The organism is Actinopolyspora mzabensis, assembly GCF_900101095.1.
Classification (GTDB): Bacteria; Actinomycetota; Actinomycetes; order Mycobacteriales; family Pseudonocardiaceae; genus Actinopolyspora; species Actinopolyspora mzabensis.
The window spans coordinates 94,325-118,546 of sequence record NZ_FNFM01000001.1 but is presented as its reverse complement, the minus strand read 5'-3'; the positions used below and the strand labels follow the sequence as shown (position 1 = coordinate 118,546).

Here is a 24,222-nt window from a genome sequence, read left to right as displayed (position 1 = left end):
CCCGTGCTCCCACTCCCCCGTGATCGGACTCCCCGGCACTCGAACTGGCGACGGCGGGGGCGAGCGTCCCGCCGTCTCGAATATTCGGTGGTCAACGGCCCGAGGCACTGCGTGTCGTGTCCTCGGTCACCTATCCTGGGAACGCGTTCCACAGGAGGTGACGAGGATGAAGGCGACTACGGGAGAACGCCTGCACATGCACAGCAGGACCATCGAACAGCCGGACCGGGTGGGAGTCATCCTGGAGGTACGCGGTGAGGACGGGAACCCGCCGTACCTCGTACGGTTCGACGACGGCCACGAGCGGCTCGTCTATCCCGGAACGGACTGCGAGGTGGAGGGGCACCCCGCAGGCGCGTGACGCGGACACGGGCACCCTCGGGCTCCGCGGAGGTTCGAGGGCTGTCCGAAACATCGCACCGAACTGCACGAGCCACGGGACGAGCCGGAATGGCACACTGATCGCCACAGCGACAGTCCCGACTCGCCGCTAGCGGCGTGGGACCGCTTGGTGAGGAGGCAGTGCGGTGCTATGGGAAGAGCGGCAGGGTGAGACCACTGCCGACCCGATGGCGATGCTTCGGATCGGGTTCGCGGGCAGCCGGGAGTTGCCTGCCGGGGAGCTGTTGTCCGAGCAGTCCACCAGGATCGGCGACAGGCAGGACCCCGGTCCGCTGTGCTGGATAAGCAAGGAACCCCCCTCGGCGCAACTGCTGGCCACGCTCCGCGCGGAGAGCGGCACCAACGGACTCTGGCCCCTCCTGCTGGTCGACGACACCGAGATCTACGGGGAGCGCTGCACCGTGGGGGTGGTCGCCCCGGAACCGCGCGCGCACGTCGACAAGTGGCACGTGGAGCAGGTAATGGCCCGGATCTGGGAGGGTCTGTGCCAGGTCGACTCCGAGCTCGGTCCGGCTTACGACCTGGAGAGTCTGGCCCCGTTCGACCACACCTGCCCCGGTCCGGCACCCGCGGGCGACCTGTTGGCGGACGCGACGGTGCTGGCCAACCAACTCACCCAGCGCCTGTTGAACGAGCAGACGCGGCTGGGCCTGGTACCGGCGCCTCGAGGCGCGGACATTCTCACGGTGCTCGGCTGGTCCGGGGCCGCGAACCACGTGTCTCGCTGTGCCGGGCTGTCGGCGATGCTGCGCAGCTGGGAGGAACGTTTCGGAGCTCGGGTGCTGCGGCTCGGGCCGGATCGGCTGGATCTCAGCGTCGCCGCGCCGCCCACCCGACGGGAACACGCGGCCGCGGTGGCCGCCGAGCACTGGACGTTCGCCCCCGACCGGGTCATGCAGGACAGCGGCAGCATCGCGTCCTACGCCGAGGAGATCCGGGGTGGACGCCAGTGGTCGTTCTGGTGGGACTGAACGCTCGGCCTCGCGGGGCTCGATTTCTCGCGAGATCGCGGAGCCGCCGAGCGGGGGCCCCGGGCACGTGGGGCGGTTCCCCGTTCGGGCGGCGTCGATCTCGCGCGAAACGTACGCGGCGCGGACTGCCGGCCCACCGAGCAACGCGGTGGGCTACGGCAGCCCGGATCATCCGGAGAGCGGACCACCCGTGATCGTTATTGCCACGAACACGATCACCAGCCCCAGGGCGCCGTAGAGCAGCACGTCCACCACCCGGCTGCGGATGGCCAGCAGCCCCACCCGCTCGGCGGGAAGCGAACCGCGCAGCACGGCGGCGAGCAGCAGGGCTCCCCCGAGCAGCGTGGCGCCCTCGCGCCAGTGCGACAGCGCCACCCGCAACCCGCCGAACAGGACGAGCAGGATCACGAGCGCGAAGCCCAGCTGCGCCGAAACGCGCTTACCGCCGAACCGATCGATCATCGCCACTGGACTTCAGCTCGCGGCGCGCTCGGCGGCCTCGACGACGTTCGTCAGCAGCATGGCGCGCGTCATCGGCCCCACACCACCGGGGTTCGGCGACAGGAAACCGGCCACTTCCGCCACGTCCGGGTGCACGTCCCCCAGCGGGCCGGAGTCCCCGCGGGTGACACCCACGTCGAGCACCGCCGCACCGGGCTTGATCATGTCCGGCGTCACCAGCCCGGGCTTGCCCGCCGCCGCGATCACGACGTCCGCCCTGGAGAGTTCGGCGGAGATGTCCTTGGTGCCGGTGTGGCACAGCGTCACGGTGGCGTTCTCGCTGCGCCGGGTCAGCAGCAGCCCCAACGGCCTGCCCACGGTGATCCCGCGGCCGAGGATCGCCACGTGCGCACCGTTGAGTTCGACCCCGTAGCGGCGCAGCAGCTCGACGATTCCCCTGGGAGTGCAGGGAAGTGGTGCGGGCTCGCCGAGCACCAGTCTGCCGAGGCTGACCGGGTTCAGCCCGTCGGCGTCCTTGCGCACGTCGACCCGTTGCAGCAACGCTCCGGTGTCCAGGTGCTCGGGCACCGGCAGCTGCACGATGTAGCCGGTGCAGGCCGGATCGGCGTTGAGCTCGTCGACAACGCCTTCCAGCTCGGCCTGCCCGATGTCGGCGGGCAGTTCCTTGCGGATGGAATTGATCCCGACACGAGCACAGTCGTTGTGCTTGCCGCGCACGTAGGAGTGCGAGGCCGGATCGTCGCCCACCAGGACCGTAGCCAGACCCGGTGTACGACCCTGCTCCGCGAGCGCGGCCACACGCGGCCGCAGCTCGTCGTAGATGGCGTCCTTGGTGGCCTTACCGTCAAGAATCGTGGCGCTCACGATTGGTTATCGTCGCAGACCGCGCGCGGGGAGACACTCCGCCCCTGCCCACGGAGGCGACGACGACCGCGAGCAGCGCCAGGCAGATCCCGAGAACGGTGGCGACATCGACCCGGGAACCGGCCACCGGCAACAACAGATCGAGCAGCAGAGCGCCGGACAGCTGCCCGAAGACGATGCCCATGCTCAACAACAGCACGCCCGTGTAGTGCACGAGTACCGCCGAACCCGCCACCACGAAGATCCCGATCGGCCCACCGATATACATCCAGGGCGCGGCGGGCCACTCCGACGGCAACCCGTGCAGCACGCTGTCCACGGCGAAAGCGATGAGCAGCACGGTGGTACCGGTACCGAAATTGAGGGTGGCGGCCGAGACGGCCGAGTCCGCCGTCTGTTTCACCAGGCCGTTCATGGCCTGCTGCCAGGCCACTCCGACCCCGGCGACGGCGGGCAACAGCACCAGCCAGCTGGCGTGGGCAGCTCCGAGCCGCGCCGAGACGGCGACGATCACGGCGGTCAGCGCCAGCACGGCACCGGCGACCCGGCGGGCCGTGAAGTAACGCACCACTCCGGCTCCGAGCCCGAGCCGGTCCACGATCAGGCCGCTGGCGATCTGCCCGCCGACGGCTCCGACGGTGAACAGCGCGACGCCGAGCAGGTTCGCGGCCACGCTCTGGCTGAACACCAGGAACGCACCGCAGACACCGCCGAGGCACTGCCAGGGCCGCAGTCCGGTGTCCCCGCGCACCGCACGCGCCAGCCGCCTCATACCGCGTCGCGCGTTCGAGTTGACGAGCGTGACCACCAGCAACAGCACCAGCCCGCCGCCGAACGAGATCACCGAGGCCGCCAGCGCGTGCTCCAAGCGGGTGCCGAGAACCCCGTTGACCCGGGACTGCGAAGCGAGTAGGAAGCCCACCCCGGCCGCACCGAGCAGACCCAACACGCGGGGCAGCACCCGCCTCATACGAGCGGGGGAACCGGCGGCTGTTTCGGTAGGCACGGAAACGACCGTATCCGGCCACCGGGCGGGGTACCCGCGGCTGTGACTGATTCGGCCCTCGAGGTATCGAACCTCGGGAGTATCGCACCCCGGCTCGGAACGCCTCGGGAATTCCCGGGCAGGGGACGCCCGGAGGTCCCACCGGGCGGAGTGTCCACCAACGACCGGATACGCCTAGCCGTTCACCGAGCTCGCCCCGGACAGGATGCGTCGCGGGGCAACGGACACGGGAGACGGAAATCCGCCCCGGCACCGAACGGCACACCGCTCGACCCGACCAGGCGAAACCCCGGAACCGGGGGACATCGCCGGGGGCCGATCGAGTAACGTCGAGGTGGGGTGGAGTCGGAGGGCCCGGTTGAGAGGGGGAGGATGACACCCATGTCGCGCCCGACAGCGATCAGCCCGGAAGAGCAGGAACAAATAGCACGCAGGATCGGGGTCCTGCTGCTACAGGAGGCCCCCGAGGACTGGCAGCAGATAACCGTGGAATACCGCGCCACGGGTGAGTACCACGACCTGCTCGCGGAAGTGACCCTGCAGGACGGCGATAGCCGAGCGTGGGAACCGCCGGAGGAACTCAACGGGATCTTCGGGCATCTCCGCGAGGGCATGTACCGGCCCGACGTGGGCACCTGGCTCAGTGCGCTGTACACAGTGGAGCGTCCGTCGAGCTACCGCATCGACATCAACTTCGACGAGGAACCCCAGTGGCAACAGCCGCTGCCCGCCGAGGCCTATGTCGACGAACTGAACCGCTACCCGCGTTCCGAGGACAACATCCCCGACTGGATGAACGCCAGGTTGGGGCGCCCCGCGAACGCGGTCGCCGCGACAGGCGAGCAGCAGGCACCACCGAACGCGTCGGAGTTCCCCACACCACCACCGGGCGAGGAAAACACCGGGGCCGGGGGCGAGCCGGCCGAGCACCCCCGCCTGACCGTCGCCCGGGTGTTCGACGATCTCGACGAGCAGGGACGGCCGCTGGTGCACGACAGGCCGCCGCTCGCGCCGCAGGAGAGCGAGCCACTGCGGCGTTACCTGGAGAACGCCCCGATCGTGCTGGCGGCCGAGTACAACATCGCCGACCGGTTGGACCCGAACCGACCGGAAGCGATCCCGGACAGCTGGCACAGTGACGGTTCCTGGGTGTGGCCCACCGAGGTGCCCTACTACCTGGCGCAGTACGGCGTGCCGCCACAACCCGAGCTGCTGCAGCACATCCGCTCCAACGGTTTTCGGTTCGGGGAGCTGGGTCCCGGCGTGATGGAAGCGGCCGAGGAAGCCGCCCGCGCCGCCGAAGAGGCCGAGCAGGCGGCGGACTTCGACACCGCGGAAGAGTTCGCCCCGGCGGAGCAGGACCTCGGTTACGACGAACGGCTCCGGGAGGAAGCCGACGATCGCCCGACCGGCTCCACCGAGGCCGTGACGGCGATGCCGGTCGAGGACCCACCCCCGCCGGAGGCGTCCTTCGGTGAACACCCGGTGCACGGCGAGGGCGCGGGGCTGTACGACTACCCGGTGCCGGGGGAGTCCGCCGGGACCAACGCGCCCCCGATGCCGGATCCGGCCACCGCGACACCGTACGAACACCACGGTTCCCCCGAAGCACGGGAGCACGTGACCGACTTCGCAACCGAGGACTCCCACGGCGGGGATCTCGAGGGCGGCGATCTCGAGAGTGGGAACCTCACCGGGGACGAATTCACCGGCGAGCACGGCACCGAGCAACAGCCGGAGCCGGACCCGTTCGGCGAGGAGGTCACCACTTCCCGGCACGGCATGACCGGGGAGTCCGAGGAGAACCCCGAGATCATCTTCGGTCAGCTTCGGCAACGACTCGACGAACTCGGGCTGGACACGAACGAGTACCGGTTGGGGCAGCGTTCCGAGTCGGTGTGGTCGCTGTGCGACGAGGGCGCCGACTGGGTGGTGACACCGCCCGGGACGAGCGAGGAGCCGATGCGGTTCGCGCGCCCGGAACAGGCCTGCGCCTATCTGCTGGGAAGTCTGCTGCTCAACGAAACCGAAGAGCCCACGAATGCGGTGCCGGAAGCCGAGGCTCCGGCCGCACCCGTGGAGACGGCGCCTGCGACTCCGGAGGAAGCAGGGGCCGGGGAAACAGGACCTGGAGAGCCGAATCCTGAGGTGACGGAGCCGGGTACCGCTGAACAGCCGCCGGCTACGGCGCCGGAGGTCGACTCCGACGCTTCGCTTTTCACCGATGTGACCTCCGCCGAACCAGCCGTGGCCGATCACGCGATGGCGGACGAGCCGAGGCAGGCGGAGTCCGGGCCACTCGGCGATCTCCCAAGGCGCACCCCCACCACGGAGAGTGGGAGTTCGGCGGCACCGGAGGGCAACTTCCTGTTCACCGCCACCGAGCAGTGGCAGGACGAACCGCAAGACTCCGCCGTGGACTCGGCCGAGGAGGCACCGGCCGAACCGGCACCGGAGGAATCCTCCAGTCACATCACGGAGGCCCCCGCGGGCGAGGGGGATCCCGGAGCGACCCCACCACCGGGGCAGATGCCCCCACCGTTGCCGAAGCGTCCGCCTCGTTCCGAGCAACCCGGCCCGGTTCCGCAACCCGGCGCCCCGGGGCAGGAAGGCCACTCCGGACAAACCGAGCCACCGCAGCATCCCGCTGGCCCACCGTCGGCCCCGCCGCCGAACCAGGGTGCACCCGGCCAGGAAGGGCAGCGTCCGGGCCCTGTGCCGCCGGGAGGAGCGCCACCACCACCGGGGGCTCCGACCCCTCCCCGACCGCAACAACCCGGTGTCCCGGGTGGACCCATGGGCCAACCCGCCGCGGGCGGGCAAGGCCCACCGCCCAACGGGCAGATCCCCGGTGGCCAACCGCCGGCCGGACAACCGCAGGCCGGACAACCGCAGGGCCCGCCGAACGGGCAGATACCCGGGGGGCAGTCCCAGGCGGGTGCCGCGGGTGCGGCACAGCAGGGGCGTCCCGGAACGGATCAGCCGATCCAGCCGTTGCGGGGTGAGCCACCGCTGACCCTTTACCGGAGCAGGCAGCACACGGTGCTGCAGCCGGGCACCGAACTGGACCGGTTCGGCGATCCGGACGGCAATGTCACGTACGCGATCCGCACGCCCTACAACCAGCGTTCGCTGCCGCCGCAGTGGGCGACCCGGAGCTACTTCGCCTACCGGGTGCAGCGGCCCGTGCAGGTGCTGTCCGGCACCGCTGTGCCCTGGTTCGAGCAGCCGGGTGGTGGAACGGCCTACGTGCTGCCCGTCTCGGTCAACGAGCTGCTCGGCGACGGAACCCTGGTAACGCTGCAGGGCAACGAGGCCGCGCGCCCCCCGATGGAAGGCTGACACCGCGGTTCACGGCGCTGCGACAGCGCGTTCGGGTGGCCCGGCCCCACGGAGCCCGTGGGGCCGGGCCACCCGGCCGGAAGACTCACCGACGTTTTCCTGTCGTGTCGCCTGCTCGACGTGGGCCTTTCCGGCACTGGAGGTTCCGGAGAGGCCCAACCGACCCGGCCGGGAACTCCGCTCAGGGAACGACGACCACAGGTCGCACGGCCTCCACGACCAACGTGGCGGGCACGGTGCCCAACAGACCACCGCGTCTGCGGGAACGGCCCACCACGATGAGGTCGGCCCGGTACTGCTCGGCCACCTGCTCCAGGCCCACGGCGGGATCGCCGCGGTGGTGCACGAAGTCCCAGTCGATGTCGACCCACTTCAGATGATTGACGATCTCCTGCTTGAGATCCTCCACGAGCCCCTCGGCGGCTTCGCTGGCCACCGCCACCCCCATCGGTGACCAGTAGGCGACTCCGCCGACCGCCTCGACGTAGACGAGCACCAGACGAGCTCGCTCCCGCCGTGCCAGCCCGGCCGCCCAGGCGGCGGCGTGAAAACTCGCCGGGCTGCCGTCGAGTCCCACGACTATGCCGCCCAGCCCGTCCTTGCCGATCTCGAAACTCGGCTCCGGATATTCCTTGGAGTCGCCTTCGGCCACGCTTGGATGGTAATTGCCGGACGCGTCCGGTTCGGCGCGGTGCGACACACTCGCGCGGTGGAACGGCCCACCGCGGGCACCGCCCCCGGACGGTCGGGACGAGCGACGGGCCCGAGAGCGGGAGAAGCACGCGAACCGCACGGTAGCCGCAGCGCAGGGGACTGGTACCTGGCCGGGGAAGCGCGATCGCGGTGCTCCCGCGTGCTCCGGGAGTGCGGACCGAGTGGTCGTCGGAAGCTGGGAATGGCACCGACGGATCGCGCGAAGCATCCGGAGTCACGCCGTGGGACCCCCGTCGCGCGAACGAGGAAGACGACACGGCGGCCGAGCGAGTGGGGAAAAACACATTCGATTTGGTGTGGGAGGGCCAACACCGATGTGCTCGCCATAGGTGAGCCGAGCTCCGCACGGGTTCCGTGCGGAGCGAAGCAAGCAGCGTGCCTCCGTTGTGGACGGATCACCACGAACACCCCGGCGATCGTGGCGATCCGCCCCACGGAACGGCGACGCCGCGACGGAGACGAGCTCTCGCGTGCACGTACCGGGCTCCCGCTACCCGGTACGGCGGTCACGCGAGGGAGGCGTTCCGCTCGCCTGGTGTCGAAACACGACACCGCGTCGTGGCGGTGGCCGACCCCCGACGCCGGCCACCAGTCACCGCGTTCGAACCGACCACGTTGGAATCACCCCGTAGTCGAACCCCTGTTCGAACGACTCAAGTAAACCGCGCCCGAAGCGCCACGTCAATACATTCATTCGAACAGGTGATCGAACGATCCGTTCGAACGTGCGAGCGTCGAAGCCACCGCGCGGGAAGCCTGGTTATCCGTACCGAAAACAGGTATGGAGTACGGCACGAGACGCGTCACGCCACACCATCGGCGGAACAGGACTCCGGAAGACGGGAGAAACATGTCCGAATCGGACGATTACCTGGTGATCGGCTCCAGCGGCTTCCAGGGAGCCGCCGTGGCACGGGCACTGCTGGCGGAGGGCTACCGGGTTCGCGGGTTCGCACGGGGCAAGGGCACTCCGGCTCCACGAGCCCCCGAACTCACCACCGTCCAAGGTGATCTGGCCGATCCGGACAGTGTCCGCGAGGCCTTCCGCGGCGTCACCCACGCGGCGGTGCAACTTCCGCTGCACTTCGACGCACGACTGATCGAGACCTACGCCCACAACGTCGTAACAGCCGCCCGCGAGGCGAACGTCCGCCGGCTGGTCTACAACACCAACACTCCGGTGCCGGACACCGCCACCTCGTACGCCGCCTACGACACCAGGCGAATCGCGGAGGCGATTCTCCGCGACAGCGGCCTACCCGTGGTCACCCTGCGCCCACCGGTGTACCTGGACAACATATTCAGCCCGTGGAACGGTCCCGAACTGGCCGGGGAAGGCGTACTGTCCTACCCGCTACCGGCCGACCTGCGGGTCTCCTGGCTGTGCCACGACGACCTGGCAGCGGCCACGGTGGCCGCGCTGCATCGCGAGGGACTGGAGCACACCACGCTGCGCATCGGCGGACCGGAGGCGGTCACCGGCGCCGAACTCGCCGAGCGGTTCTCCCGGGGAATGGGCCGTCCGATCGTCTTCCGGCCGCAGGAGGTCGGCGAGTTCGTGAGCCGGCTCGGCAGGGTTATCGGCCCGGCGGCCGCTTCCGGCGTGGGCGGTATCTACCACTGGCTGGCCGAGAAACCGGATCCGGAACTGTTCGTCGCCGACCACGACCTCCCGCGTCGAACGCTCGGGATCAGCACCACACCGATCGCGCGGTGGGTCGCCGCGCAACCCTGGCACAGCTGGCTCGACGAGACCGACACCGCCTGACAACGGCGAACACGACCTCGGCGGGAGGGGTAATCGCGGGCGAGTCCCGCTCCGGCGACCGTGCGCTCTCCCCGCCGAGCCCGTCGGCGGTTCCGCACCGAACCGCCGACGGAGTCCCGGAACGAATCGCCCTCCCGAGAGAACGGGGACAACTTCGATCAGTGCGCGAAGTGCCTCGTCCCGGTCAGGTAGAGCGGAACACCCGCGGCCCTGGCCGCCTCGGTGACCTCCTCGTCGCGCACCGAACCACCCGGCTGCACGACGGCGCGGACCCCCGCGTCCAGCAGCACCTGCAGCCCGTCGGGGAACGGGAAGAACGCGTCCGAAGCCGCCACCGAACCGGCGGCGCGTTCCCCGGAGCGGGAAACCGCCAGCCGAGCCGAGTCCACCCGATTGACCTGCCCCATCCCGACCCCGACCGTGGCCTCGTCATCGGCCAGCAGGATGGCGTTCGACTTCACCGCCCGGCAGGTGCGCCAGGCGAACTCCAGATCCCGCAGCGTGGCCTCGTCGACGGGGTCACCGCAGGCGAGTGTCCAGTTCGACGGGTCGTCGCCGTCGGCGTCGATCTCGTCGGCTCCCTGCATCAGCAGGCCACCCGAGATGGCCCGCATCTCGACCCGCCCCGAGTGCGGTGGCTGCGCGGTCAGGATGCGCACGTTCTTCTTGCGCTGCAGCACTTCGAGGGCCCCCTCGGCGTAGCCGGGGGCGACCACCACCTCGGTGAAGACCTCGGCGATCTGCTCGGCCATCCCCACCGAGACCTCCCGGTTGCTGGCGATCACACCACCGAAGGCGCTGACCGGGTCGCACTGGTGCGCCTTGCGGTGCGCCTCGGCCACGTCGCCCGCGTCGGAGACCGCGATACCGCACGGATTGGCGTGCTTGACCACCGCCACGCAGGTCCGCCGATGATCGTGGGCGGCGCGCCACGCCGCGTCGGCGTCCACGTAGTTGTTGTAGGACATCTCCTTGCCGTGCAGCTGCGCGGCGGCGGCGAGCCCCACCGCCTCACCGCCCGAGACGTACAGCGCGGCGGGCTGGTGCGGGTTCTCGCCGTAACGCAACGCGCTGCGGCGCTCCCAGGTCTCACCGGCCCAGCCCGGGAAGGTCTCGTCCTCGGGCGCGGTGCGGCCGGTCATCCAGCCCGCGACGGCCACGTCGTAGGAGGCGGTGTGCCGGAACGCGGCGGCCGCGAGCTCGGCGCGCTCCGTATCGTCGAAACCGCCCGCGCGAACCCGCTCGACCACCCACTCGTAGTTGTTCGGATCCACCACCACGGTCGTGTTCGCGTGGTTCTTGGCCGCCGCCCGCACCATGGCGGGGCCACCGATGTCGATGTTCTCCACGACCTCCTCCGGCTCCGCGCCGGAGGCGACCGTGCGATTGAACGGATAGAGGTTGACGACCAGCAGCTCGAAGGCGGCGATGTCGAGCTCGGCGAGCTGTTCGACGTGCTCCTGCTTGCGCTGATCGGCCAACAACCCGGCGTGCACCCTGGGATGCAGCGTTTTCACCCGACCGTCCAGGGCCTCCGGAAAACCGGTGAGCTCCTCCACCGGCGTAACCGGAACTCCGGCGGCCGAAATGGTCCGCGCGGTGCCCCCGGTGGAAACGATCTCCACACCGGCCGCGTGCAGCCCCGTGGCCAGCTCAAGCAGACCTGCCTTGTCCGAAACCCCGATCAACGCGCGATGCACGGGTCGCCGTTGTTGCCGCGAGTCAGCGCTCACCCCGATACTCACCTTTCGTCCTCGCACGGTCCAACCGTGCACTGCCAGCCGTTCCAGCGTTTCCACCAGCGTTCGCCGCTCCACGGCCTTGATCCGCTCGTGCAGGCTCTCCTCGTCGTCGTCGGGCGACACCTCGACCGCCTGTTGGGCCAGGATCGGACCGGTGTCCACCCCCTCGTCGACGACGAAGAGGGTGCAGCCGGTCACCCGGACGCCGTAGTCCAGCGCGTCCCGCACCCCGTGCATACCCGGGAAAGAGGGCAGCAGCGCCGGATGGCTGTTGAGATAGCGCCCGCTGAACCGGGCCAGGAACTCGGGGCCGACGAGCTTCATGAATCCCGCGGAGACCACGAGATCCGGCTCGTGAGCGGCGCACTCCTCGGTCAGTGCCCGGTCCCAGTCCTGGCGACTCGAAAACTCCGGGAGTCGGCAGGTGAAGGTGGGAATTCCGGCCCGCTCGGCACGCTGCGGTCCCGTGATGCCGGAACGGTCCGCGCCCACCGCCACGATCCGAACGGGGTAGTCCGGATCGGCGGTGGCCTCCAGCAACGCCTGCAGCAGACTGCCGGATCCGGAGACCAGCACGACCACGCGCACTGGCCGGGACGGTCGGAAACTTCTGACCGAGGATTGCGTTTCCGTCGAACTGTCGTGTTCCGCGGCGGTTGGGAGTGGGGCGCTCAGTGTGCACTCCTGATGACGGCCTGGTGGATGTCGCGCTGACGAAATGTCACCCGCAGACTAGGCGCCCCGCCCACGATCACGACCGGCAGGTCCCGATACGAGTGGCGCAACACTCAGGATTCGAGCACGAATCGTGCACGACCGTACGAGCAGCGAAACCGTCGGCAGTTCGGAACGAGCCCCACCCTGCCTCGAGCTGGGGTTTCGTCGCCGCCCGGCCGGGAGCGAGCCGGAGACCCGGTCATCCCGACTACTGGGAGGACAGCGCGGAAAACTCCCGTTCCCCCTCTTCTTCGGCTTCGAGCAGCTCCCCTTCCTGTTGCGGGAAGCCCTGCCACTGGTCCTCCCGCTGTTCCGGTACCAGCGGTTCGTCGGACGAAGCCGCGGGGTCATCAACGGCGGATTCGGCGATCTCCTCGTCGTCCGGTTGCGCATCGTCGTCGGTTCGCTCGCCGTCCGGGAACCGTTCGTCCTCGGCAGCCGGGGTTTCGGCAGCCGGGGTCTCGGCAGCGGGGTCCTCGACGGCCGAGTCCTCGACGGTCTCCGGGTCCGGCTCGACGAGCCGAGTGTCGGTTTCGGAGTCGAACGAGAGTTCCGCCTCGTCGACGGGGCCGGTGGCGCGCCGTCCGAGCAACCCGGAGGTCACCAGGGCCGGGACCGCCAGCCAGGCGAAAGTGACGATGGCCAACCACAGTGGACGCAGCGAAACCGGACCGTACTCACCACCGAATCGGCCTCCGGAGAGCACGGCGGGCACCGAGACCACCAGTGTGGTGACCAGTACGGCCAACAACACCACGTGCTGCCTGTCCCGACTCCGTTCGGCCAGGTTCCTGCAGCTGTACCCGAGCAGCACGCCCAGTGCCACCGGGAGGACGAACACCGCGGGCATCCAGCTCGGGAGCCCGGACGGGGGCACGACGGCGAACACCGGCAGTTCGGGGGGCAACGCCTCCGTTGTCGTGCGGAACGGTGTGCTCACCGAGGCACCGAACGAGACACCGGTTCCGGTCACGAACGCCCAGCACCCCAGGATCGCGTTCGGCAGGTACAGCAACGCGAGCAGCACGGCCCCCGCGGCGTCACCGATGCCTGCCAGCTCGACCGACCGCTCGTACAACCGCGGCAGGGCGAGCAGCACGGCCACCCCGCACACCGCCGCTCCGGTTCCGATCACAGCTGCGGTACCCAGCAGTCCCTTGCGCACGGCACGCCAGGCCTCGGACGGGACGTGCTGCCAGAGTTGGTAGAGCACGCCACAACGGTCGGCCAGCCCCACGGTCGCGGCACAGGCGGCTACCAGACCGCAGCAGCAGAACGCCTGCCAGGGCCGGGCCTGCACCGGAGCCTGCGTCCCGGCCAGCGCGATCGCCAGCACCATGCCGAGCACCGCGTGGCTCAGCGACATGACCAACACCACCGGCAACGCCTGCTCCGGTTTGCGCAGCCGGTTGCGCCGCGCCACCCGACGCGATGCGCGGGAGACGAGCAGCACGCAGAGCAGGGTCGGTAACAGCGGTAACGCGCTGAGCGGAGCTCCGGTGATCAGCAGCGGCACCTGGAACGCGGCCAACCAACCGGGAATCGCCGCGAGCAGCACACCGGCCGGAACGAACTCGGCGTCGGTGGCGGTGGCAACCACGAACGCCAGCAGCGCGGCGACGAGCAGGTAGCAGGTCAGTATCACCGAAAGCGTGGAGAGGAGTGCCCCGCCGATCGCGCGGCACCACTGCCGAGTGGGGGCCTCGGCGGTTTCGACCGTGGGGAAATCGAGTGCCGTCACGCGGCCGAATGTGACAGCGGTCCGGGCTTCTCGAAATCACGACGCGCCGCTTACTCACTCTTTCGGACGACTGTCGCGAGTCGCGGACACCCGCGAGGCACCGCCCGCCGGAACCCTACCGGCGGGCGGTGCGGAACGACCGCTGCTCACGCAGGTGGGTTCTGGTTGGGGTGCGGCATCTGCTGCGTGCCCTGCGGCCCACCGTTGGTGTCACTCTGCTGTTCCTGCTGAGCCTGACCGGAGTGCTCCGGGCCAGGCTGGGAGGGCTGCTCGTAGGGATTGTTCGGCGCGAACGCACCCGGCTGGGCCGGGTTCTCCTGCGGAGCGGGGCCGGCCTGCGGCGGGGAATAGGGTTGTGCGGGCTGCTGGGGCTGCTGTCCCGGAACGAAGCCACCCGCCTGCTGCGAATTCCAGCCGGGTTGTGACTGACCGGGCTGTGACTGACCGGGCTGCGGTTGCCCCTGTGGGGGTTGGCCCTGTTGGGGTTGCGGACCGGTGTACGGCTGCGCCGGGTAGCTCGGCTGCGGGCCGCTCTGCGGGTTCCAGCCCCCCGCCTGCGGTTGGCCGGGGTGGGGCTGCCCGTGCTGCGGCTGGCCCGGTTGGGGGTGTCCTGTCCCATAGGGCCCGGGTTGCTGTCCCGGGTACGGCGGCTGCACCTGCTGCGTGGCGGCCTGCTTCGCTCCCCTGCCCAGTGCGGGCGCGGTGACGATCTCCTGCTCCAGCAGCAGCAGCGCGATCACGGCCGCCGCTTGCAGCAGGGTCAGCAGCATGAACACGATGCCCCACCCGTTCAGGGTGCTCCCGGAACTCCATACTCCGGAGACGATCGCGTTCTGCAGCATCGACAGTGCCGTGTACACCGCCAGCGGGGCCGCGACGAACAACGTGTTCGGCGCCTTGGGTAAGAAACGCATGGCGGCCAGCACCGCAACCAGCATGAAACCGAGACCGGGAAGCCCGCCGAGCATCGAGTTCATCGCGGGCGCGAAGAAACCGAGAATCCAGCCGAGCGCTCCGATACCTGCCGCCGCGAGGGCGAGAACCGACTTCGCGTCCAGCTGGGAGCCACCGGCTCCACCCGGCGGCGCCGGGTGCTGGGACGGCGGATAGGGCGCGGACATGGGGACTCCATCCTGGCCGGGAATCGTACGAACCCGCTCCGCTTGCGAATCGCCCGTCGCGAAGAGACGGCGGCGGAGCGCGGGAGTTCGACGTTACCGAATCGCATCCTGACCGTCACGAGCGCGGCACACCGCCGGGAAGCGGCGGGGCCGGAAAGACTTCCGCCCGGTCCCCTGGAACGGGAACCGGGCGGAAGCAGCCTGCCGCTGTACGTGTCGATCAGTCGTTGATGATCGAACGCATGAGCTTGGCGGTCTCGCTCGGCGTCTTGCCGACCTTGACCCCGGCGGCCTCGAGGGCCTCCTTCTTGGCCTGTGCCGTGCCGGAGGAACCGGACACGATCGCACCGGCGTGGCCCATCGTCTTGCCCTCGGGGGCGGTGAAGCCCGCGACGTAGCCGACGACCGGCTTGCTGATGTTGGCCTTGATGTACTCGGCCGCACGTTCCTCGGCGTCACCACCGATCTCGCCGATCATCACCACGGCCTCGGTCTCGGGATCCTCCTCGAACGCACGCAGCGCGTCGATGTGGGTGGTCCCGATGACGGGGTCGCCGCCGATGCCGACACAGGTGGAGAAACCGATGTCACGCAGCTCGTACATCATCTGGTAGGTCAGCGTGCCGGACTTCGACACCAGCCCGATCTTGCCGCCCGCGGTGATGTCCGCGGGGATGATTCCCGAGTTGGACTTGCCCGGCGAGATCACCCCCGGGCAGTTCGGCCCGACGATGCGGGTCCGGTTGCCGGTGGCATTGGCGTGCGCCCAGAAGTAGGCGGAGTCGTGCACCGGGATTCCCTCGGTGATGACCACCGCCAGCCCGATCTCGGCGTCGATCGCCTCGATCACGGCGTCCTTGGCGAACTTCGGCGGCACGAACACCACCGACACGTCGGCGCCGGTCTCCTTCATCGCCTCTTCGACGCTTCCGAACACCGGCAGCTGGTTGCCCTCGATCTCGACGGACTGCCCGGCCTTGCGGGCGTTGACGCCGCCGACGATGTTCGTCCCGGAACGCAGCATCCGAGCGGTGTGCTTGGTGCCCTCCGAACCGGTGATGCCCTGGACGATGACCTTACTGTTCTCGTTGAGGAAAATTGACACAGCGGATCGCCCCTTATTTGCCCGCAGCCAGCTCGGCGGCCTTGTCAGCCGCGCCGTCCATGGTGTCGACCAACGTGACCAGCGGGTGGTCGGCCTCGGCGAGAATCCGCCTGCCCTCCTCGACGTTGTTGCCGTCGAGTCGGACCACCAGCGGCTTGGTCGCCTCGTCGCCGAGCATCTTCAGCGCCTGGACGATTCCGTTGGCGACAGCGTCACAGGCGGTGATACCGCCGAAGACGTTGACGAAGACGGACTTCACGTCCGGGTCGCCCAGGATGACGTCCAGCCCGGCCGCCATGACCTCGGCGGAGGCTCCACCGCCGATGTCGAGGAAGTTGGCGGGCTTGACGTTGTCGTGATCGGCGCCCGCGTAGGCAACCACGTCCAAGGTGGACATCACGAGGCCGGCACCGTTACCGATGATGCCGACCTGTCCGTCGAGCTTGACGTAGTTGAGGTCCTTGGCCTTGGCCTTGGCCTCCAGCGGGTCCTCGGCGCCCTCGTCGACGTACTCCGCCTGCTTGGACTGCCGGAACGAGGCGTTGTCGTCGAGCGCGACCTTGCCGTCGAGCGCGATGACCTTGCCCTGCGGGTCCTTGACCAGCGGGTTGATCTCGAACAGCGTGGCGTCCTCGGCGACGAACGCCTCCCAGAGCTGGACCACGATGTCGCTGACCTGGTCGGCGATCTCGGCCGGGAACTTCGCGGCTTCGACGATCTCCCGTGCCTTGGCCTCGTTCACGCCCTCGATCGGGTCGATGGGGATCCTGGCCAGTGCCTCGGGCTTGGTAGCCGCTACTTCCTCGATCTCCATGCCGCCCTCGACCGAGGCCATCGCCAGGAAATTGCGATTGGCACGGTCCAGCAGGAACGAGAGGTAGTACTCGTCGGCTATGTCGGAGGCCTCGGTGACCAGCACTCGGCGGGTGGTGTGGCCCTTGATGTCGAGCCCGAGAATCGCTTCCGCCTTGGTTCGGGCCTCATCGGGGTTCTCGGCCAGCTTGACACCGCCGGCCTTACCCCGACCCCCGGCCTTGACCTGCGCCTTGACGACCACAGGTCCGCCGAGTTCTTCCGCCACTGCCTTGGCCCCGTTGGGATCGGTGGCCACGGAACCGGGCAGTGTCGGTATTCCGTGGGCGGCGAAGATCTCCTTCGCCTGGTACTCGTACAGGTCCACGCGACTCTCCTGCGACGTCGGTGTCGGACTCCGGTAACCATATCGACCTGCGAGAACGATCAGGGCGGCGCATCCGGTGAACTCGCTCACGCGGAACGGTCCCGAAACCGGCGATTTCCGCCGGATTCACCACCCGACAGCCTCGCGAGAGCGGTCAAACTCACATCATCCGGTGGGGCGGGCGGCCAGCACGGCCGTGACCGCGGCGGCCACCACGGCCCCCAGCGCGCTCCAGAATCCGAGACCGAACGAGAAACCCTCGGTCATCGCGGGTGCGGCGAGCGGCGCCAGCAGCGCGCGGAAGGAGAGCACCACGGCGCATCCCGCGAGCAGCGCCGCGGCCCGGTTTCCCCGGGAGACCGGTACCAGCACCAGGGCGATCAGTACCACGAGCAGCGCGGTGAGCAATCCCCACGAAGCGATGCCGAATCCGTTGAACAACCCAGGTGAGACGTGCTCGGGGGTGCGGAACACCGGGAAGCCGAAGGCCGCCACGACCAGTAGACCAGTGAGCACGGTGGGCGGCAGCAGCGAACGACTGGGGGTGATGTCGCTGAGATCCACCTCGTCGCGCTCGATCGCGCCCGCGACAGCACCGCACACCGCCGCGCAGCAGGTGAGCACCACGGCGACGACGGTGCACCACACTCCCGAGGGCACGAGTTCCAGGCGGGTGCCACCGGCGAACCGCAGCACGGTGTCCAGGTCCGCGGCGGCGGTCAGCGGGAGGATCGCCCAGGCGGTACCGAGCACCGGGCGCGGGGCGACCAGGCCGGGGCGCAGCAGCGGAAGGCTGAGCGACAGTTGCACGATCCCGGCCAGCAGCAGCGGCAACAGGTTGTAGTTCTCCTCGAAACCGATCACGCGTTCCGGAGTGCGTAACTGCGGCACCAGAGCGGCGACGACCGCGAGTGCTCCGCCGAGCGCGCCCAGGGCTCCGGTCAGCACGGCGAGGCGAGTGTGGGCGGGTAACGAGATCTCGGAAGGGGTCTCCACCGAGCGTGTACCGGTGCGGCCCACCGGAACCGACAGCGCGCCGAACCCGAGCAGCGCGACCAGACCGAATCCGAGACCCCATCCGAACAGCAGCTCGGAGTCAGCCAGCACTGCCAACAGCACCGGCACCGTGGTGCCCGCCAGGTTCACGGCCAGGCCGACGAGGCCGCCACGGCCGACCTCGGGCTCCGCCGAGCTCACCGCGAGTCCGGCGGCGACCGGGATCACCACGGCGAGCAGCAGAGCTCCCCCGAACACCAGAGGTGGGGCGCTCAACAACCCGTGGGCGACCACGAACGGGTCGAGCGAACGGAACCCGGCGGGCAGCGCCCCGGCAACTCCGAGGAGGGCGAAGCACAGTACGAGCACGAACAACGGCTGCCTGCCACCACTCGTGCCGCTCGCGGCGCGCGATGTCTCACCGGTGGGCGTGCAGAGGGCCAGCACTCCGGCGAGGAACACCACTGCGTAGCCGGCGAGCAGCAGCCAGGTTCCGGTCGCGGGCTCCAGCGGTCGCAGGCTCTCCCGCAGCAGCAGTTCGGGGCGGGCCATCAGCCCGGGTTCGACGAGTAGCTGTGCCGCTCCGATTCCCCTGGCCAGGGCCACGGCGGCCGTGACCAGCAGCACCGCGCGTGCGGCGCCCGACCTGCGCGCCCGCAGGAAGCCGAACGCGGCAAGGGCGGGTAGGACGCCGAGTACGAGCAGGGGGGCGACTGCGGGATAGGCGGGGGGCGCGGCGGGGTTCACGACGCCGAACAGCGGTGCCGTACCGGAGGCGATCGCGCCGAGAAACACGAGCAGACCGGCGACTCGCAGCCGGGGAAGCGGGTTCGTACCGAGGACGAAATCGTCCGATGTGGCCGTCGGGGACGACCGGTCCGCACGTTCGGGATCTGGGGTGGCGCCGGACTCGACTCCGGTTTCACTGCCGGGACGGGCGTTCACGTCGCGACGCTAGCAACTCGCCGCCGCGGAGCCAGGGCATACCCCGAATAACGTTACGAACACGGACAACCCGAAAAGGCGACACCCGAAACACGCCAACTCGCCGGAACGAGCGACACAGTGAGGTCGCTTGAATACCTAAAGTGTTATTTCTGCGCAGTCCTCACTCGTAGGACCTGGTTTCAAGTGCCCATCACGGACATGATTCGATGTGACTTATGACACCGAAAGCTTCGGAGAGGCAACCCCCGAAACTCCACTGTGTCCAGAAACGAGCTACTCGGCGGACACCGATACGGGCGTCGAAACCGCAGGCAACGGCAACAAGCACGTCGAAAAACGAGGCCGACGTCGCGGGAGTTCCACGGCTACCCGCTCCACGACGCCGCGAAACGGGACGGAATCGATACAAAGATCGGGATTTGCCCCTAGGGGCATTCCTTGGTTAATGTCCCGACGTCCGTTGTCACAGTCAGATCACGAACAGGGACACTTCCCGGTTAACCCCGACCGGTCCGGGTCCCCCGCCCGGCCCAGTGATCCGGCTCCCCGAGACGGAAGGTCAAGCATTGACTCGACACCGCTCCCCCGGCGGTCAGCACAACACCCCGGTTCAACAGCACGCCTCGGACGAAGAGTCCACATCGGATAAACCGCGCCGACAACGCACCCCGACTCCGCCGTCGGTACTGCGGGGCCGAATCGTGGTCGCCGCCGTCGCGGCAGGCGCCTTCGCCGCCGCGGGTCAGGCCATGGCGGCCGATCAGGACCAGTCCGACACCCCGCAGGAGGACCAGACCCCGCTGGCCTCCGGGCAGAACGCGGCGGCCTCGTTGGGCTCGGTCACGGACGGCTCCAAGACCGGAACGGCCGAGGGCGGTGGCACGGCTAAGGGCTCCGACGGTGCCAGCGTCGGCGGTGTCGCACCGGCGCCCGAGATCCTGCCGGTGGCGCGGACCACCGACACCAACGACGAGGTACGCAAGCTCGCCAAGAGCCAGCGGGTGGAGCAGGCCCGCGAGGAAGCACTGCGCGAGGCTCGGCAACCCGATTACTTCGCGCCGGCCGCGGGCACGTTCACCTCCGGCTTCGGTGGTCGCTGGGGTACCACCCACTACGGCATCGACATCGCCAACAGCAAGGGCACCCAGATCGTCTCCGTGGCCGAGGGAACCGTGATCGAGGCGGGGCCCGCCAGCGGCTTCGGCCTGTGGGTGCGCGTGCAGCACACCGACGGCACGATCAGCGTGTACGGGCACGTCAACAGCATCACCGCGAACGTGGGCGAGCACGTCGAGGCCGGCGAACAGATCGCCACGATGGGCAACCGGGGCTTCTCCACCGGCACCCATCTGCACTTCGAGATCTGGAACTCCTACGGCACGAAGATCAATCCGTTGCCCTGGCTCAACGAGCGTGGCGTCTACGTCAGCTGACCGAATTCTCGTCCGCTGTGGACGGACCACGGCGAGCCGTTCGTGGGGAGCGGCGTCGCTCCTCGCGAACGTGTGGTGCCCTCGCCGGTAGGCCGCGGCGCGGCTCCGCGCACGCCCCGGCGGGGGCTTGTTCCCCGCCCGCGCGGCGTCGATTTCTCGCGAAATCGCCATCAATTTCCCGCGAAATCGCCGCGCCGTTTCGACGCAGCACCGTTTCGACGCAGCGTCGAGGTTACGCCGTCCGAGCAGCTACGCGCCCCGTGGGGACGAAACGTTACTCGCCGTTCTCGCCGTACTTCTGCTGGCGCCACTTCGTCATGATTCGAGGCAGCTCGGCACGGAGGAACTCGAAGAACCTGCGGGTCTCGTCGAGCCGGGCGCCCGCCCCGGTGTGCGACCCGAGCGTGTCGGTGCCCATCCGGAGCGTCTCCTCCCACTCGAGGAACTGGTCGTCGCGCTGCGCGAACGCCTCGTACCACATGTCGTCGCGCACCCGGTAGTGATCGTGGCGCTTGCCCGGCTCGCGCTCGCGGGAGAGCAACCCCACGCGGATCAGGTAACGCACCGCGCCGGAAACGGCGGCCGCACTCACCTGCAAGGAGTTGGCCAGTTCGGCCGCCGTGCACGAGCCGTCGTCATCGACGAGCATCCGCGCGAACACACGAGCGGCCATGCGGGGAAACCCCGCCTCGGTCAGATTGAGCGCGAACCGCTCGACGAACCGCGCCACTTCCCGCTCGTCACGGCCCGCCGCCTCCACCGGCTCCGGTGCGGGATCGGGTGCTGTCTCGGACATCCGGGACCTCCCGCACTCGTACCAGCATCAGTCGGAGCACTGATTCACACATTTGCTTAATTTCACAGCTTCGTGAAAACAGTCTATCGCAACAACTCCGCCCCCTGGGAAGCCAGCGTGCTGCCCGGTGCGGCGGCACGGACCCGCTCGCACGGTTCATTCTGTTCACAAATTTATGAATGTTGTGTACCGTGTAAAACGTGGTACGCACGATCGCCAGCACCGGATCCGACAGGGCGGACCGCCGCGTGAAGCGGTTGTACTCCTCCCGCGCGGGGGAACGTACGGCGGACTCCGATCCGCCGCGGCTGTGAAAGGCAGCCGAACCGCCCGAATCCGTTCCGAAGGAGTCGCGTTGAACTCCGACCCCACGGCCGTGACGATCTCCGGCCTGACCAAGGACTTCGGTCCGACCCGCGCACTGGACGGGCTGGACCTGAACGTGCGCACCGGCGAGGTGCACGGTTTCCTCGGCCCGAACGGCGCCGGGAAAACCACCACAATCCGGATCCTGCTCGGGCTGCTGCGCCCCGAGTCCGGCGAGGCGAGACTGCTCGACGGCGACCCGTGGCACGACGCCACTGAGCTGCACCGCCGAATCGCCTACGTTCCGGGCGACGTGACGCTGTGGCCGAACCTCTCCGGCGGAGAGGTCATCGACCTGCTGGGCCGGTTGCGCGGCGGTATCGACCAGCGCCGCAAGGAGGACCTGCTGCGCCGGTTCGACCTCGATCCGCGCAAGAAGTCACGCACCTACTCCAAGGGGAACCGGCAGAAGGTCGGCCTGGTGGCCGCACTCGCCTCCGAGCCCGAGCTGCTCGTGCTGGACGAGCCGACCTCGGGACTGGACCCGCTGATGGAGGAGACCTTCCGGGAGTGCGTCCGGCAGCAGCAGCGCGAGGGACGCACCGTGCTGCTGTCCAGCCACATCCTCTCCGAGGTGGAGGCGCTCTGCGACCGGGTGACCATCGTCCGCTCCGGACGGACCGTGGAGTCCGGCACCCTCCCCGAGCTGCGGCACCTTACCCGCACCTCGGTCACGGCGGAGCTCTCGGCGCCGCCGGAGGGGCTGGCCGAGCTGTGCGGCGTGCACGACCTGGAGGTCAACGGCACTCACATCCGCTGCGAGGTGGACACCCCACACCTGGACGGGGTGCTGCGCGAACTCACCACGGTCGGGGTGCGCAGCCTGACGAGTCAGCCTCCCACTCTGGAGGAGCTGTTCCTGCGGCACTACGAGCAGCAGCCGGAGCCCTCCGACACCGAAGGAGCGAACCGATGAGCACGTTGCGCGGAACGGGAACGCTCATCCGGCTGATTCTTCGCAGGGACCGGTTACGCATCCCGGCATGGATCCTCGGGGTGGCGGTCTTCCTGCTGGGCAGCGTGGCCACCTTCCCGGTGGCCTTCGAGTCCGCCGCCGACCGACAGGCACGGGCCGCCCTGATGAACAACCCGGCCACGGTGGTGTTGACCGGCCCCGGTTTCGGCCAACAGAACTACACCTTCGGCGCGATGGTCGCCAACGAGATGGGCGGTATGACGGCGGTGCTCGTCGCGCTGATGAGCATCCTGCTGCTGGTGCGGCACAGCCGTCACGAGGAGGAAAGCGGCCGGGTCGAGCTGTTGCGCGCGGGAGTGGTCGGCAGGCACGCCCCACTCACGGCCGCGCTGGTCACCGTCCTCGGCGTGAACCTGCTCCTGGGCGCCCTGCTCGGTTTCGCGCTACCCGTGGTGCTGCCGCAGCTGAGCACGGCGGGCTCGCTGCTGTTCGCCGCGGGGTTGGGCATGGTGGGCACGGTTTTCACCGCCGTGGCGGCGGTGACCGCACAACTCATGGAGCACGGCCGGGCGGCGGTCGGGGCGGCGGCCGCGCTCCTCGCCCTGAGCTACGCGCTGCGCGGTGCGGGAGATCTGGGCGACGGCACGCTCTCCTGGCTCTCCCCGGTCGGCTGGGCGCAGCGCACCCGTGCCTACGTCGACGGCACCGGCTGGCCGCTGCTGCTCGGGGTGGCGTTGACGGTGCTACTGCTCGTCGCGGCGTTTCTGCTGCGTTCCCGGCGCGACGAGGGGGCGGGGATGGTGCGGGGCCGATCCGGTCGTGCGGCCGCCACGGCGCTGCTGTCCGGCCCGTTCACGCTGGCGCTGCGGCTGCAGCGCGGGGTGCTGACGGGCTGGACGGTCGGTTTCGTGCTGTTCGGCGCGTTCGTGGGCGCGATAGGTGAGCAGGCCGCGGTGTTCGTCCGGGAGAACGAGATGGCCCGGCGCTACTTCGAGCAGGCGGGCGGAGCCGACTCGGCCGAGACGATGATCGCCACCTACCTCTCGCTGATGGGCATGGTGGCCGGTGGCTTCGCGCTGCAGTCGGCCGGACTGCTGCGTGCCGAGGAGGCGGCCGGGAGGACGGAGCCCCTGCTGGGCGGCACCCCGCTGAGCAGGTCGCGTTGGGCACTGTCCGGCCTGGCGGCCACGCTGTGCGGCAGCGTGCTGGTGATGGGCGGGGCCGGGCTCGGTGCGGGGCTGGTCTACGCCGGCACCAGCGGTGATCCGGGCGACGTCGCCCGGATACTGGGCGCGGCACTGGCCTACCTGCCCGCCATCTGGGTACTGGCCGGACTCGCGATCCTGCTGTTCGGAGTGCTGCCCGGAGCCACCGGTCTGAGTTGGCTCGTGCTGACCGGGATCGTCTTCGTGGGAATGTTCGGGCCGCTGCTGCGAGTGCCGGACCGGATCTCGGACCTCTCCCCGTTCGCGCACGTGCCGACGCTGCCCACCGAGGAGTTCACCCCGGTACCGCTGCTCGCCCTGGCCGCCACGGCGGTACTGCTGACGGCGGTGGGGGTCGCCGGCTACCGGCGTCGGGACACGGCGTGAACCGTTTCGTCACCCGGATCTCGCGGCACCCGGACCTCGC

At 69.3% G+C, this 24,222-nt stretch carries 18 protein-coding genes and 1 pseudogene; 7 read left to right on the top strand and 12 right to left on the bottom strand.

Annotated features, from left to right (window positions below; all coding sequences use genetic code 11):
- Positions 1-166 precede the first annotated feature (166 nt).
- Together BLR41_RS00490 and BLR41_RS00485 are read left to right on the top strand one after the other, a co-directional pair.
- Positions 167-361 carry a DUF1918 domain-containing protein gene (locus BLR41_RS00490; RefSeq protein ID WP_092625265.1) on the top strand — a complete coding sequence of 65 codons (195 nt, stop codon included), beginning with the start codon at positions 167-169 and terminating at the stop codon, positions 359-361.
- A 166-nt stretch (positions 362-527) separates the two neighbouring features.
- Positions 528-1,373 carry a DUF4253 domain-containing protein gene (locus BLR41_RS00485; RefSeq protein ID WP_092625263.1) on the top strand — a complete coding sequence of 282 codons (846 nt, stop codon included), beginning with the start codon at positions 528-530 and terminating at the stop codon, positions 1,371-1,373.
- 168 nt (positions 1,374-1,541) lie between these two features.
- Here BLR41_RS00485 and BLR41_RS00480 read toward each other — a convergent pair whose 3' ends face one another.
- Genes BLR41_RS00480 through BLR41_RS00470 form a run of 3 tightly spaced genes read right to left on the bottom strand, consistent with a single transcriptional unit; the run spans position 1,542 to position 3,669 of the window.
- A complete protein-coding gene (locus BLR41_RS00480) occupies positions 1,542-1,835 on the bottom strand; it encodes a DUF3017 domain-containing protein (protein ID WP_092625960.1) in 294 nt (97 codons plus the stop codon).
- A 12-nt stretch (positions 1,836-1,847) separates the two neighbouring features.
- Entirely contained in the window at positions 1,848-2,699 is an 852-nt protein-coding gene (locus tag BLR41_RS00475; RefSeq protein ID WP_092625261.1) for a bifunctional methylenetetrahydrofolate dehydrogenase/methenyltetrahydrofolate cyclohydrolase, read from the bottom strand.
- Entirely contained in the window at positions 2,680-3,669 is a 990-nt protein-coding gene (locus BLR41_RS00470; RefSeq protein ID WP_176797773.1) for a DMT family transporter, read from the bottom strand. The genes BLR41_RS00475 and BLR41_RS00470 overlap by 20 nt, the downstream gene beginning before the upstream one ends.
- Positions 3,670-4,086: 417 nt before the next feature.
- On the opposite strand from BLR41_RS00470, the gene BLR41_RS00465 reads away from it, so the two are divergent.
- Positions 4,087-7,047: a TNT domain-containing protein gene (locus tag BLR41_RS00465; RefSeq protein WP_092625259.1), complete on the top strand. Its 2,961-nt coding sequence runs from the start codon at positions 4,087-4,089 to the stop codon at positions 7,045-7,047.
- 181 nt (positions 7,048-7,228) lie between these two features.
- Here the strand turns inward: BLR41_RS00465 and BLR41_RS00460 are convergent, their stop codons facing one another.
- Positions 7,229-7,699 carry a universal stress protein gene (locus BLR41_RS00460; protein ID WP_245693680.1) on the bottom strand — a complete coding sequence of 157 codons (471 nt, stop codon included), beginning with the start codon at positions 7,697-7,699 and terminating at the stop codon, positions 7,229-7,231.
- Positions 7,700-8,611: 912 nt separating this feature from the next.
- On the opposite strand from BLR41_RS00460, the gene BLR41_RS00450 reads away from it, so the two are divergent.
- Positions 8,612-9,529 (top strand): SDR family oxidoreductase, encoded by a 918-nt coding sequence (locus BLR41_RS00450; RefSeq protein WP_092625253.1) that lies wholly within the window; start codon positions 8,612-8,614, stop codon positions 9,527-9,529.
- A 158-nt stretch (positions 9,530-9,687) separates the two neighbouring features.
- Here the strand turns inward: BLR41_RS00450 and purH are convergent, their stop codons facing one another.
- The 7 genes and pseudogenes from purH to BLR41_RS00420 all read right to left on the bottom strand — a co-directional run bounded on the left by purH (position 9,688) and on the right by BLR41_RS00420 (position 19,076).
- The gene (purH, locus tag BLR41_RS00445) at positions 9,688-11,262 is read right to left on the bottom strand and encodes a bifunctional phosphoribosylaminoimidazolecarboxamide formyltransferase/IMP cyclohydrolase (protein ID WP_218119862.1); all 1,575 of its coding nucleotides are present in this window, start codon (positions 11,260-11,262) and stop codon (positions 9,688-9,690) included.
- Between the two features lie 48 nt (positions 11,263-11,310).
- Positions 11,311-11,847 (bottom strand): annotated as a pseudogene (purN, locus tag BLR41_RS23755) (phosphoribosylglycinamide formyltransferase); the annotation flags it as partial.
- Between the two features lie 349 nt (positions 11,848-12,196).
- The gene (locus BLR41_RS00440; protein WP_092625249.1) at positions 12,197-13,729 is read right to left on the bottom strand and encodes a cell division protein PerM; all 1,533 of its coding nucleotides are present in this window, start codon (positions 13,727-13,729) and stop codon (positions 12,197-12,199) included.
- A 146-nt stretch (positions 13,730-13,875) separates the two neighbouring features.
- Positions 13,876-14,850, bottom strand: a complete 975-nt coding sequence (locus tag BLR41_RS00435; protein WP_092625247.1) for a DUF5336 domain-containing protein — start codon at positions 14,848-14,850, stop codon at positions 13,876-13,878.
- Between the two features lie 220 nt (positions 14,851-15,070).
- Entirely contained in the window at positions 15,071-15,955 is an 885-nt protein-coding gene (gene sucD / locus BLR41_RS00430) for a succinate--CoA ligase subunit alpha (RefSeq protein WP_092625245.1), read from the bottom strand.
- A 13-nt stretch (positions 15,956-15,968) separates the two neighbouring features.
- On the bottom strand, positions 15,969-17,135 hold the full coding sequence (gene sucC / locus BLR41_RS00425; RefSeq protein ID WP_092625243.1) for an ADP-forming succinate--CoA ligase subunit beta: 1,167 nt from the start codon (positions 17,133-17,135) through the stop codon (positions 15,969-15,971).
- Positions 17,136-17,300: 165 nt separating this feature from the next.
- Positions 17,301-19,076: a hypothetical protein gene (locus BLR41_RS00420; RefSeq protein ID WP_092625241.1), complete on the bottom strand. Its 1,776-nt coding sequence runs from the start codon at positions 19,074-19,076 to the stop codon at positions 17,301-17,303.
- A gap of 569 nt (positions 19,077-19,645) precedes the next feature.
- Between BLR41_RS00420 and BLR41_RS00415 the strand changes: the two genes are divergently transcribed.
- Positions 19,646-20,512 carry a M23 family metallopeptidase gene (locus BLR41_RS00415; protein ID WP_245693679.1) on the top strand — a complete coding sequence of 289 codons (867 nt, stop codon included), beginning with the start codon at positions 19,646-19,648 and terminating at the stop codon, positions 20,510-20,512.
- 274 nt (positions 20,513-20,786) lie between these two features.
- Here the strand turns inward: BLR41_RS00415 and BLR41_RS00410 are convergent, their stop codons facing one another.
- Positions 20,787-21,308 carry a GbsR/MarR family transcriptional regulator gene (locus BLR41_RS00410; protein ID WP_092625240.1) on the bottom strand — a complete coding sequence of 174 codons (522 nt, stop codon included), beginning with the start codon at positions 21,306-21,308 and terminating at the stop codon, positions 20,787-20,789.
- A gap of 355 nt (positions 21,309-21,663) precedes the next feature.
- Between BLR41_RS00410 and BLR41_RS00405 the strand changes: the two genes are divergently transcribed.
- Together BLR41_RS00405 and BLR41_RS00400 are read left to right on the top strand one after the other, a co-directional pair.
- Entirely contained in the window at positions 21,664-22,590 is a 927-nt protein-coding gene (locus BLR41_RS00405) for an ABC transporter ATP-binding protein (RefSeq protein ID WP_092625954.1), read from the top strand.
- The gene (locus BLR41_RS00400; RefSeq protein WP_092625238.1) at positions 22,587-24,182 is read left to right on the top strand and encodes an ABC transporter permease; all 1,596 of its coding nucleotides are present in this window, start codon (positions 22,587-22,589) and stop codon (positions 24,180-24,182) included. The genes BLR41_RS00405 and BLR41_RS00400 overlap by 4 nt, the downstream gene beginning before the upstream one ends.
- Positions 24,183-24,222 lie beyond the last annotated feature (40 nt).